The 12,915-nt window shown below is 55.4% G+C and carries 9 protein-coding genes; 6 read left to right on the top strand and 3 right to left on the bottom strand.

Going from position 1 to position 12,915, the window contains the following annotated elements; all coding sequences use genetic code 11:
- Window positions 1-82 precede the first annotated feature (82 nt).
- Entirely contained in the window at window positions 83-1,477 is a 1,395-nt protein-coding gene (locus Poly59_RS03555) for a lipopolysaccharide biosynthesis protein (RefSeq protein ID WP_146532657.1), read from the top strand.
- 87 nt (window positions 1,478-1,564) lie between these two features.
- On the opposite strand, the gene Poly59_RS03550 is transcribed toward Poly59_RS03555, so the two are convergent.
- Entirely contained in the window at window positions 1,565-2,710 is a 1,146-nt protein-coding gene (locus tag Poly59_RS03550; RefSeq protein WP_146532656.1) for a helix-turn-helix domain-containing protein, read from the bottom strand.
- A 367-nt stretch (window positions 2,711-3,077) separates the two neighbouring features.
- On the opposite strand from Poly59_RS03550, the gene Poly59_RS03545 reads away from it, so the two are divergent.
- From Poly59_RS03545 to Poly59_RS03525, 5 genes are all read left to right on the top strand, one after another.
- The gene (locus tag Poly59_RS03545; RefSeq protein WP_146532655.1) at window positions 3,078-6,494 is read left to right on the top strand and encodes a circumsporozoite protein- membrane associated protein; all 3,417 of its coding nucleotides are present in this window, start codon (window positions 3,078-3,080) and stop codon (window positions 6,492-6,494) included.
- Window positions 6,495-6,610: 116 nt separating this feature from the next.
- On the top strand, window positions 6,611-7,966 hold the full coding sequence (locus Poly59_RS03540; protein WP_146532654.1) for a dihydroorotase: 1,356 nt from the start codon (window positions 6,611-6,613) through the stop codon (window positions 7,964-7,966).
- A gap of 85 nt (window positions 7,967-8,051) precedes the next feature.
- Window positions 8,052-8,756, top strand: coding sequence for a 3-keto-disaccharide hydrolase (locus tag Poly59_RS03535; RefSeq protein ID WP_146532653.1), 705 nt, complete (start codon window positions 8,052-8,054; stop codon window positions 8,754-8,756).
- A gap of 49 nt (window positions 8,757-8,805) precedes the next feature.
- Window positions 8,806-9,468, top strand: a complete 663-nt coding sequence (locus Poly59_RS03530) for a sigma-70 family RNA polymerase sigma factor (RefSeq protein ID WP_146532652.1) — start codon at window positions 8,806-8,808, stop codon at window positions 9,466-9,468.
- A complete protein-coding gene (locus tag Poly59_RS03525) occupies window positions 9,465-11,090 on the top strand; it encodes a serine/threonine-protein kinase (protein ID WP_246151350.1) in 1,626 nt (541 codons plus the stop codon). The genes Poly59_RS03530 and Poly59_RS03525 overlap by 4 nt, the downstream gene beginning before the upstream one ends.
- Before the next feature lie 49 nt (window positions 11,091-11,139).
- On the opposite strand, the gene Poly59_RS03520 is transcribed toward Poly59_RS03525, so the two are convergent.
- Window positions 11,140-12,309: a metallophosphoesterase gene (locus tag Poly59_RS03520; protein WP_146532650.1), complete on the bottom strand. Its 1,170-nt coding sequence runs from the start codon at window positions 12,307-12,309 to the stop codon at window positions 11,140-11,142.
- 7 nt (window positions 12,310-12,316) lie between these two features.
- The gene (locus tag Poly59_RS03515; RefSeq protein WP_146532649.1) at window positions 12,317-12,850 is read right to left on the bottom strand and encodes a SixA phosphatase family protein; all 534 of its coding nucleotides are present in this window, start codon (window positions 12,848-12,850) and stop codon (window positions 12,317-12,319) included.
- Window positions 12,851-12,915 lie beyond the last annotated feature (65 nt).

The following is a 12,915-nucleotide window of genomic DNA, read 5'->3' as shown; positions in this document are numbered from 1 at the left end:
TTTTGTCCCTCTGCGCGGTCACCTCTCTGTCCAGCTAGAGTTCGCAAAATACTTAAGACGCTTCAAGAGTCGACTCGCTTGCATGAAAGAATCGGACGTTTGGATTTTTCGCGATTCGGGCGACCTTCCTGGTTCTGTTGAATCGGCGCATACTCATTCGGTGCCGTTGTTTTTGATTGCCCTAAGCGTGGTTGGTGTTTTCCTGACCTATGCAATCACGATCGTCCTGGCTCGGCATTTGAGTCCGGATGAATTCGACGACTATATTGGCGCGATTGTGACGGTTGGCTTGTTGGCTTCGATTGCCGAAGCCGGGTTTGGCAAGTATGCCTTGCGGATCGTACCGGTGTATGCCGCAACGCAGGACACCGCGTTGTTGCGAGGCTATCTGCGATTTGCAATGCTGGGCGCCGTTGGTTTGGGCGTCGTGTTGGGCGTCGCAGCCGCCGGTGCCGAGCTCTCGTCTCTGCGTGGCAGCAAGTTGACAACCACGTTGATTGCAATTGCATTCTTGCCGGTTTTCGCAGCCGCTGGCGTTGTCGTTGACCTGCTGATGTCACTGCAGTTGCCGACTGTGGCGATGATACTTTCGCGAGTTGCTATGCCGCTTACGACACTTGTTTTGGTTGTGATCAGTGTTCGTTTTTTTACTGTGACGCCCCTGATGGCATTGCTGTGTTTTTCAGTGGGCAGTCTTAGCTGTGTGCTGTTGGGGACGGCTATTGGCAAGTTCCATTTGCGTTCCTACAAGTCATCCGAGCCACCAAAATATTGTTTTCGACCGTGGATGATTGAAGGGGTGACCTATCTGTTGTTTTCGTTTCTGATTGCTTGGCTTTTCCGATCAAGTTTGTTTATCGTCCACCACCTGCCGCACGAGTCCAACGCGTTGGCGATGTTGGCACCCGCGTTTGAAACCGGTTGTTTGGTGATATTATTGTCAAAGTCGATCGACAAGTACTATCAGCCCGCACTGGCGATCGCGATGGAGTCGGGCGACTGGGACGGGATTGTGCGGCTCGGTCGCTCTCGCTTCATGGTGCTCGGCATCGGCATCATTGCGTTTATCATCGTGGTTTTGGGTTTCGGCGACCGCATTCTTAGACTCTACGGCAACCAGTATGCGACGTCTTACGCCGAACTATGCCTGATCGCGTTGGGGTCGAGTGCGTGGACGATGTTTTCGCTAGCGCCCACGTTTTTGTTGTTCTCGGATCAGCGCAAGTCGCTGCTTGTATTGCTGAGCATTCACGCGGTGATGATGTTTACGCTGACCATCGTTTTGTTTTCATGGTACGGCGCGATGGGAGCGGCGATTGCCTATACCGTCACGATCAGTTCGTTCGCGACGTGTAACTCGGTGGCCGCCAAACGCCACTTCGCTTGGTTGAAGCGAACCCAATCGTCGCAGAGTGAAGCTATGCCGATGTTGGCAAGCACAGAGAAAGAGCCAGCGAAGGTCCGACCAAGCATTTGATCGGCGAGTGCTTCCCAAACGGGGAACGCACCGCCGATACTGAGCTGAAGTTCCGAATCGCGGTTTGGCGAGGTTCGGAGCGGCTGGTTAGCGGCGTGCAATTCGCTTGGCGATCGCTGCTCGCGAGAGCGGCATGATTTGCGCTGCTCCGCCAGAGTTGAACAGCAAGTCTTCGCGAGTCGGTTTGGAATCAGTGTTGTCGTACTGGACCAAGTACGCACCGATTTGCAGACCATCTTCTTCGTAAACTGGTGGCCAAAACTCTTCGCCACGGATTGCCAGTGTCTTCGCCAACAAGCGTGTGGCACGTCCCGAGAATCCGCTAAGAACCATGTCGAGCCGGCCAAGTGCTTCGCGGAACAGATAAAACACCAGGGCAGTGTCTTTGTCTTTGCCGCCTGCGTAATCCCAAGTTCCATCGTCCTTTTCGTAGTAGAAACCTGGCTCGGGTGCGTCTTCGTTCTTGCTAAGACGCAAGCCTGCCGAGGCGCCACCGGGTTGCGGATCGCTGTCACGGTAACGCAAAAAGAACGGGCATGAACGAGCCGATACGTCATCGACATCGTCTTCGGTGACGAAAGGGGTGCAACCGAACGCATCGGCGAACAACAGTTCCACCACAGGGTTGCTTTTCACGCTGCCGATGCAGACCATGCCGCGGTCACCTTGAGCTTCGACGAATCCTTCAAAGACTTCGGTGGCTCGCGTCCGGGCGTCTTCCAGCGAGACTTGTCCGGGGCTCCAAACCAGCGTTTGTTGCAAACGGTCTGGCATGGGAACTTGTTGTACCGAGCTATCGTCGTCGTCGTTCAAACCATGGTGCTTGGCGGCGCCCCCCAAAGTCGAGACGCCGTTGAGAAGTTCGCCAAACAGCACCGCATCGCTGGCCACGACGGTTGCGTTGTCTGGCGAAGCGGTGTCGGCGTTTTCGCGGACACCCAAGACGATTTCGATTTCACCACGGCGGGCGAGCAATTCCCAGAAATTCTCGGCATTGACCGCAAACAGGGCGCCTGGCAGTTGGTCGGCGGGTGCGTAACCATGATCGATCAAGTAGTCACAAATTCGTGACAATGCATCCAATGGGATGTACTTGGCTTCGTTCTTCAACAGCGAGGCGACTTGGTGACGATCCAAGCCCGTGTGCTCGACGATTGATTTGATGGTGCCTGGGCGTTTTCGGCGATCCGGAGTGTGTCCGAGGAGTTCCGCCAAACGGAATGCATATCTCATTGGTCTACTGACAGATTTGGAAGAAGAGAGCTAAGGGGCGAAAGTTGTTGTTAGTGTATCAAGCTGGCCGGCGGAAATACGGTTTGAACCTGCTTTGTTTTACGGACCTGCCAAGGTAAGTCGTTTGATGTTCACTAGTTTCGATGTTAGCAGTCAAATTGAAACGGTCCACAAATTAGATTTCAAATCTGAATAGCGGCGTCGAATCTGCCTCAATTGCTACTGCAATCGCGAATATCGCCCTCCGATGAGCGATCGGGGACTAGGTTCGATGCGGGAATTTCAGCCGCCTCGTTTATACTGGGGCGTTCATTCACCTTGGCCAACGCGGCTTACCGACGTGGCTCATTCGAAGCTTGGAAGCTTGATGTCGATCGTTTCTCCTTCATCGTCGTCCCGATCTCCCGGTTCCGCTGGTTCTGCGGTGACCGCCGATTCAGTGAAGCAGCCGACCGGTTCAACGGCTGCCGAGTTGTTGATTCAGGCTCGAATTATCGAAACGGCGTCCGCCTTGTGGTGGGCTGAGTTGATTCGCCGGTCTTTGGGGCTAGTGATTGCCGCGATTGTTGGTGTTTTGATTTGGGTGATCGTCGATCAGTGGATCTACTCGGCGGGTGCTTTGGTGCGATGGATCGCGTTGGTTGGATTTCTGGTCGGCTCGGGGTGGTACGTGTACAAACGTGTCCTGCCGCTGATCGGAAACGAAGTTTCGGCTGAGTACGCGGCGCGATCGCTCGAGCGAGACATGCCTGAGCTGCGTCAGGCGCTGACCAGTTACATCACCCTTCGCAGCACCGCCGACATATCGGGGTTGTCGGGACGTGTGGTGCGTTCGATCGGTGCCTCGGCAGCCGGTCGGCTGAAGAAGCATAACGCGCTGCCCGTGGAAGCGACTGGCACGCTTGCGTGGTGGATTGCGACCGCGATCGCGATGTCAATCTTGGTTGGTTATGCGGTCGTTTCACCGAAGAATTCTTTGCAGTCAGTGATCCGCTTGGCGGCTCCGATGGCAACGATTGACTCGCCGCGGCGTGTTTCGATTGCTGATGTCTTGCCCGGTGACGCCGAAGCAATTGCCGGACGTGCGGTCGATGTATCGGCAATGATCGGTGGTATGCGAGCGGACGAACAACCGATCGTTCAGTGGGATCTGCCGGCCGGATCGTCGCAAGCAGTTTTAGAACCGGATGCAGAAGGTGGACCGCGTCGATTCGTCGGTTCGTTCACACTACCTTATTCCGCATCAGGCGTGGTGCCATACCGAATCATTGCTGGCGATGCCGTCGCAGGACCGTTTAATTTGAACGTTCGGGACATTCCCGTTGTCGCACTCGATTCCGTGCTATATCAGCCACCGGGGTACACCCGCCAATCGGAATACACTCGATCAACCGGCGCAATCGAAGCGATCGAAGGCACTAAAATTACTGTTCGAGCTACGGTCAATCGCTCGGTGGCTCGCGCGGCGATCGAGTTCAATCCGCGTCCACTTGGCGATACGGTTCGAGCCACCGCTGGCGTTGCGGGAATGAAACTAGAGAACGAGGGTACTCGTCTGTCGGCGTCGTTCGTGTTGAAGGGAACACGCGGGCGGTCATCGGCGGTGGAACTGGACAGCTATCGCATTCGTGTTTGGGACCCATCCGATCAAACCAATCCGGATCCGATTATCTATCCGATTCGAGTGATCGCCGACTTGGCACCCGAAGTTGCGATCGTGATGCCAGTCAATTCTCCGAAAAACGTCCCCATCAATGCTCAGCAAATCATCGAAGTCCATGCAGCCGACCCTGATTTTGGATTGAAAGAGATTCGGTTAGAGATCCGCAGCGGCATCGACATGATTGCCCAGCCGGTGATTTGGAGTCCCAGCGCTGACAACAGAAATCGTGCCGCCGGCAACCAAGTTGCCGAATATCGGTTTCGTCCCGGCGATCAATTGCGGGGCGGTTTGGGGATGCGGATCGGTGACACCGTCGAAGTGATTGCGGTGGCGACTGACAATCGATTTGTCGAAGGTGATCAGACGATCGAACCTAACGTGACGCGGACAGACCCGATCACGTTACGGATCGTGGCCGCGGACGCGCTGCCGCCCGCGGGTGATCCGGAAAGCGAAGGTATGTCGGCGCCCGATGACCAACCGGCAAGCAACGCAAAGAAGAAGGACGATGGGGCGGGTGGTAACTCGTCTGGCGAAGGTCAACCGCAATCAGGCGGCGGCAGCGGTGGTCCAGACGCCAAACAGCAACAACCGGGCAAAGGTGAATCGGGCGGTGATTCGGGGGAATCATCAGGGCAGAACGACTCTGAAAACGAACCCTCGGACGCCGGATCGTCAGGGGACGGCCAGTCGGGTGAATCGAAGTCGAACGATTCCCAATCCGGTGATCAGTCGAGTGATCCACAGGGTAACGAACCGGGTGAGAAATCAACGGGAAGTCAAGACTCTGGTGCGTCCGGTGGTGATTCCAGTAGGGAACCCGGTCAGGAATCTGACGCGGAACCAGGCGCTGAGTCTGGCGGCACGGAGGGGCAATCGTCGGATTCGGGTAGCACGCCAAGCGGCAAGCAGAGCGACAGAAATTCATCGCCTGCGCAGAGTGGTGAACGATCGGATGGTGAAAATCAGGGTGGTGAAAGTAGCAGCAGCGGCAGCAAAGGCGAAGGCAAGAGCGATCGCCAACCAGGTCAACCCGGTTCGGCTGATGGTCAAGGCGAGCCCGCATCGCCCCAGCACGATGCCGAGGCGTTCGAACGAATCAAAGAATATCTCGACCAGAAATCAAAAGAGGGCGGTCAAGCCGAAGGACAGCCATCGCAAGGCGGCGAAAGTTCGAGCGAAACAGGTGCTGGCGAACGAGACGCCGGTGACAAAGGATCTGATCAAACGAATGCAAATCAAAACGGTGCTGAGTCCGCCGGTTCGAAACAAGGTGATGCACCGGAGTCCGGCGAGTCGGCGGCCGGAGATCCTTCGAAAGGTGAATCGTCTGGCGATCAGTCTGCATCGGACGATCCAACCGGAAGTCCAACGGACCCGCAGTCTGCTAGCGGTGAAGCTGGCAAAGCCGATCCCGGCACGGGCGAACCAAGCGGTGATCAGGGGCAATCTGGCGAGTCAGCTTCTTCGGCCGAATCGAGACAATCCGGTCAGTCAGGCGAGCCTGGTCAATCGGATGGAAATTCGGCAGCGTCGGATTCAAGCAAATCCGGATCTGCCAAATCTGACGACTCTGCCAAAGGCGAACCCAGCGCGTCCGATTCGGGCGAATCCGCTTCAAGTGGATCAAACGCTGCATCGGCGAAGGCAAGGCGAGAAAATCAAGACGACGCAAACAGCGAGATGAGTCCGGGGATGGGCGACGGCAATGACGGTTTGGGCAGAGGTGGTGACGTCGAATTGCCACCTGATGCCGTCAACACGGACTACGCCAAAGAAGCAACCGACCTGGTTTTGGATTACTTGGAACAGACTCGCGACCAACCGGATTCCGAGTTACTTCGAAAACTGAATTGGACTCCGGCCGACTTGCAAAAGTTTCGCGATCGATGGAAGGGTGTCCGCGATCTGGGCAGTCCTGCGGGCGAGGCCAAGTCGAATCAACAAATCGAAGACGCGCTGCGAAGTTTGGGGCTGCGTGAACCGGGTACGGCGACCACTGGCAATGCTCGCGACGCGGCGGATGCGATGCAAGGAATTCGTGATTCGGGAAATCGCAAACCACCGCCGGCTGCCTATCGAGACGCTTTTGACGCTTTTCGTCGATCGATGGGCAAGTGAGTTTTGCTTTGTCAGACGCGAAATTGGCGGTGGTAAATGTGTCGGGTTCATCGCTCTCGCTGTGGTTGTTAATTTAAGATGACATGATTTCGCTCTTGCCACTCGGAAATTCAACCATGACTCGCACAGTCTTTCGCAACGCTGAAGTCGTTTTTCATGATGGGGTTCGCACGGCATCGGTTGTCGTCGAAAACGGTCGAATCCTTGATGTGGACGGTGGTTCAAACGTTCAGGCAGATGAAGTGATTGACTGTGCCGGTTTGCATTTGATGCCTGGTGTGATCGACGACCAAGTTCATTTCCGCGAACCTGGCCTGACTCACAAAGAAGACTTGGCGACTGCATCGCACGCTTGTGCCGCTGGCGGAGTAACTTCGTTTCTCGAAATGCCAAACACCAAGCCTCCGGCAGTGACAGTCGAGGGCGTCCGCGCGAAGGACGCAATCGCTGCCCAAAAGTCGCTGGTGAATTATGGTTTTTACATCGGCGCTACACCTGACAACGTTGCCGAGCTGAATGCGGCGAAGGATGTTCCCGGCATCAAGATTTTTATCGGCAGCAGCACCGGCAATTTGTTGGTCGATCAACAGGAAGCACTGGAGCGAATTTTTGCGGAAACGACGTTGCCGATTTGTGCTCATTGCGAAGATGAAACGACAGTGCGAGCCAATGCGGCTCGGCTTGCCGGTACGTCGGACATCACCGACCACTCGCGAATTCGTGACGAGAACGCTGCCGTGATTGCAACTCGGCGAGCGACTGAATTGGCCCGTCGTCACCAACATCGATTTCATGTACTGCACGTTTCGACGGCCGCCGAATTGCCGTTGCTGGTCGATGGATCGCCTTTTGTGACAGCCGAGATTTGTTTGCACCACATTTTTTTCAACGTTGACGATTACCCGCGTCTGGGAAGTCGAATTCAAATGAACCCTTCGATCAAAACGAAGTCCGACAACGATGGTTTGTGGAACGCACTGCTCGACGGAACCATCCAAGTGATTGCGACGGATCACGCACCGCACACGTTGGAAGAAAAATCAAAACCCTATCCGGAGAGCCCCTCGGGTTTGCCTGCAGTCGAGAACTCGTTGGCGTTGATGTTGGACCGAGTGGTGACGGGGCGGTGTACGATTAACCAGGTCGCGTCGTGGATGTGCGATGCACCTGCGCGTGTCTGGGATATCGTTGGCAAGGGCAGAATCGAGGCAGGTTACGATGCGGATTTAGTCCTGGTCGATTTGCAGAAACAGCGAACTATTTGCGACGAGGAACAGCACACCAAGACAAGGTGGAGTCCGTGGCACGGATCGACCCTGACGGGGTGGCCAGTTGCCACGTACGTTGGCGGTCACCGGGTGTGGAGCGACGAAGCCGGATTCGACGAGTCTTTCCGCGGCGCTAAACTGAAGTTTGATCATTCACGCGGCGGATATTGGAATACGATGGGCGGAATCGGGCCGGCAGAATGAGTCCAGGCATTGGCGGATCAACTACACTGTCGGCATCGATATCACCCCCTATTTCCATCTCGCCCCTAAAAGGTTGTCCCCACCCATGAAGATTTCTTTCGCACTTTCACTGGTCTGTTTGTTTTCGGTTGGTTCGGTCGCTAGCGCCGAGGATACGGCCACGGCCGAAGCAGCCGATACGGTGGTGCTATTCGACGGCAAGGATTTGACCGGATGGGTCGGTCGTGAAGATTTGTGGTCAACCGAGGATGGACAAATTGTCGGTCGAACGACCGATAGTGACCCGATCGATGGCAATACATTCCTGATCTACAAAGCGGAAGAATTCGAAAACTTTGAATTGACGGCCGAGTTCAAGATCGAAGGTGGCAATTCCGGAATCCAGTATCGCAGCCGAGTGGTTGATGAAGCCAAGTACGTTGTGTCGGGCTATCAGGCTGACATTGACGATGCGAACAAATTTGCGGGCATTCTGTACGAAGAAAAGGCTCGCGGAATTCTGGCACTGCGTGGCGAAACGGTCACCATTGGATCGGACGGTAAAAAATCTAAGGTTCAGTTTGGCAATGCCGAAAAGCTGGGCAACGGCATTCACCCGGGCAAGTGGAATGACTTTCGTGTCGTTGCCGATGGAAACCATCTTCAGCACTTCATTAATGGCGCGATGACCAGCGAAGTGATCGACGAGCAATCCGATAAGGCCGCCAAGACAGGCATTATCGCTTTGCAATTGCACAAAGGCCCGGCGATGACAGTACGTTTCAAGAACATCAAGATTCGCAAACTATAGAGACCGTTCTTACCTTTGCTGGTGTCGAACATGCCACCAGGAGTTTTTGTTGGAAAAATCAATTTGGCCTAGCGACGACCGTACCGAAACTTTGCTTAAATCGGCAAAGAACGGCGATGTTGACGCGGTGAATACCCTTTTAGAACGACATCGTGCACCGATTCGCCGGCTGGTGGAAATGCGTCTGGATCGAAAAGTCCAGCGTCGTGTTGATGTTAGCGATGTCGTTCAAGATGTGATGATCGAAGCCAACAATCGGCTTAGCAAATACCTTGATGATCCAGCGATGGCGTTTCATCTTTGGCTGCGTCAGATCGCCTGGGACCGAATCATCGATACCTATCGTCGTCATCGTGTTTCGGCAAAGCGAAACATGGACCGCGAGCAACCAATGTCGGTTCCGGCAGGATCGGATCACTCGACGATGGAACTGGCGATTCAGTTATGCGACCCGGCGCTGACACCCGCTGCCGCGGCGACTCAGCGAGAGATCGCCGGTCAAGTCGAGGCTGCGATCGAACAACTTGGCGATCAAGATCGCGAGATCATTTTGATGCGGCACTACGAGCATTTGACGAATCTCGAAATCTCGCAAGTGATGAATCTGAATCCGCCCGCGGCCAGCATGCGATACCTGCGTGCGGTGCGGCGTCTGCGTGAGTTGCTGGAAGATCAATCGATCAATCCCAATGCCAGCGAGAGCGGCGAGTGAGCGATCGCGATCAACGGTTGGCGAATGTCTTGTCCGAGGTTACTGATGCGATCTGTCGCGGCGAAATCATTGATATTGAAACGGTCTGTACCAGCAATCCCGATCTGGCGGATGAACTAAAAAGTTTGCTCGGTGCCGTACTGGTGACGGACACCGCCGGTGCTGGTCGAGACGAGGGTTTGGTCGACGAAACAGCGGCTGGCAGTCGTTGGCGAAGTCTGCAATTGCCGACGACGGTGGGCGACTATCAGTTGATCGAAGAACTTGGCCGCGGCGGAATGGGCGTTGTTTTTCGGGCGCGGCAAATCAGTCTCGGACGCGACGTTGCGGTCAAGATGATTTTGCGAGGAGGGCTAGCAAGCGAAACGGACCTGAACCGTTTCATGGCCGAAGCTGCGGCGACGGCGAAGCTGGAACATGCCGGGATCGTACCGGTCTATGAAGTGGGTGACGTCGACGGTCGGCCCTTCTTTAGCATGCAGTTGGTTGAGGGAGTGACGCTGGCCGAGATGGTCGCTGATGGACCGCTGCCGCAGCGACAGGCCGCCAGAATCGTCGCGGACATCGCTTGCGCAATCGAGTTTGCTCACCGACACGGAGTTTTGCATCGCGATTTGAAGCCCAGCAATATTTTGATCGCCGATGATGGCACGGCGATGGTGACTGACTTTGGGTTGGCCAAGCAGATCACCGACAGCGATGAACTAACTCGTAGCGGCATGTTGTTGGGAACGCCGGCTTATATGTCACCTGAACAGGCCGGCGGTCGACGCGGTTTGGTGGGACCGGCCAGCGACGTGTACGGTCTCGGATGCGTGCTGTATTTCGCACTGACGGGACGTCCGCCCTTGGTTGCCGAATCACCGATGGAGTTGGTGATGTTGGTGATCGAACAAGACCCGGCACCGCCCCGTGCACTGCGTCCGAGTTTGGATCGTGACTTGGAAATGATCACGATTCGGTGTTTGCAAAAACCGATTGACTTACGTTACGAATCGGCCGGTGCGTTGGCCGACGATTTGAAAGCCTACTTGGATGACGAGCGGGTTGCCGCTGGCAGCGGCCGGTTCAGTCAAGTCGTCGCTCGGCTGTTCCGCGAAACTCATCACGCAGCCGTTTTAGAGAATTGGGGCACGTTGTGGATTTGGCACTCGTTGGTCATCCTGGTTGCGTGTCTGTTGACGTGGCAGCTTGACTATCACAACGTCCAACAGCGCTGGATCTATGCGGCTGTTTGGACGGTTGGATTGGGCGCTTGGGCGACCGTGTTTTGGTCGATGCGCCGGCGCATGGGGCCGGTTACGTTCATCGAACGGCAAGTCGCGCATGTGTGGGGCGCCAGCATGATTGCCATCGGCCTGCTGTTCCCACTGGAATGGTGGCTTGAGATGCCGGTGCTAAGTTTGTCGCCGATGTTGGGAATTATCAGCGCGATGGTATTTATCGTCAAAGCTGGCATGTTCAACGGCACCTTCTACTTGCAAGCAGCCTCGCTGTTGGCGGTTTCGGTGGTGATGGCGATGTATCCGGATTTTGCCCACTTCTGGTTCGGACTTGTTGCCGCCGCGTGTTTTTTCATTCCCGGTTACAAGTATGCACGTCGGCGAAATTTCGTTCGCTAAACACACGGTCCTCAGTAATCTGACAATCGAGTAACCTTGCCGTTGTGTTTTACGTTGCGACCCGTAAGGTCAGCAGCGAGAGTTGAGGTCGGCAGTTGATGCGGATTAAATGGGTGCCGGCCAACCCGCGAGTCACGTGCATCGTTGTTGGGTAACGATAGAAGTTACCTGATGCGTAACGGCTGCCGTGGAAACTGGGGCTTAGCAGGGGGCCGGCGACTGGTAATCGCCCTTGGCCACCATGGGTGTGTCCGGCCAACATCAGCGTGACGTTGTGTTGTCGAGCCCAGCCGAATTGGTCCGGGCTATGGCTCAGCAACAAGCGGAAGCCTTCCTCAGATTTGGGATCGATCGTTGGCCGTTGGTACCAAGGATGTTCGTTGCCGATGATCATCGAGCCGACTCCGCCGAGCGATGTCTTTAGCCCCCGGCTGCCGAGGTCTGTCCATCCTGCACGGTCCATCGCTTCACGAGTTTGCCACGAATCAACGATCCGTGTGTCATGATTGCCAAGCACAAAGTAGCAGCCGTCTCGAGCTCGGGCGGGGCCGAAAATTTGTCCCAGCCAATCGATGCAAGGCTGTTTATCGATGATGTCACCGGTTAGTGCCATCAAGTGCGGATTCCAGCGGTTCGCTCGTTCGACTGCGTAACCCGCGAAGTCCGGATGGATGTCGCCGGTTAAATGAATGTCGGACAAATGAGCAATGCGGTACCCGTCTAGCTTTGTAGGCAGGCCGACGATGGGCAAATCAATCTGATCAATCGACAGATCAAATACTTGATTGATGGGCAAGCGAGACTCGAGTTTGCACTTTTTCGTCAACGCCAATCGGTTCGATACCACTTGTTGCACCGGAACGACTTCAGTCTTGACCATCGCTTTCACCGCTTCGATTCCCAAGGCCGGTCGGAAGTACAACCAGGGAATCCCCAGCATCGGCCACGCGATCAAGCAAAGGATTGAGTACACCGCTAGTACCGGCGGCACCGACGCGATGTCCGCGTGTCCGCCCAACCAGTCCGTCAAGAATTCTCGCCACACGACGGCTGCGATGATCGGCCAGGCAAGCGTAAACGCAAACATGACTTTGGTACATCGTTTGATGTTTTTGCGAGGCCATCCGAACCCGTTGATGCGGTTGTAACTGGACAGCATCAAACCGAAGTGCCCCGCAAGGATGGCAAGCGAGGTGATCCATGCAAGCGTTGCAGACATCGAAATCCTAAAGCAGCTTGGGGCTCATGAATTGCACGAATTCAAGATCCGTATCCTTAGACCATTCACTCCAACGGGTGATGCTTAATCGAAAGATTGCCATGCAAGCGGTTGGCATCTCGATCCCACGGTCGGCCATCAAACTGGTCAGTTGGCTCATGCCCGGATTGTGCCCGAGCATCATCACGCAATCGTGCTGACCACCTTCGCTGGCCGCCGTTCGCCAGATCGCTTCGGGACCGGCCAAGTACAGGGATTCCAACAGCCTGATGGTCGGTTGGGTCGACCAGTTCGATGTCATCGCGGCAACGGTTTCTTGGGTTCGGACCGCGGATGACGACAGCACCAAGCTAGGGGTGGGGGCAACGTCGGCAAGCCATTTTCCCATGATCGGCGCGTCACGGTTACCGCGTTTATTCAGCGGACGGTCATGATCCGAAAGGCTGGAATCACCCCAGTCGCTCTTTGCGTGTCGCATCAAAACCAACGTTTTCGTTGCTCGACTTGGCATGGGGGGCGGTTGGGCTGCATCGGTGGTCATTTAAACTTTCGTCCTAGCCTACAATGAAAAGTCTTGCTGCCCACACTCTTTATAACGGACCTCTT

This window comes from Rubripirellula reticaptiva (assembly GCF_007860175.1).
Lineage (GTDB): Bacteria > Planctomycetota > Planctomycetia > Pirellulales > Pirellulaceae > Rubripirellula > Rubripirellula reticaptiva.
This window is presented reverse-complemented; position numbering and strand designations above follow the sequence as displayed.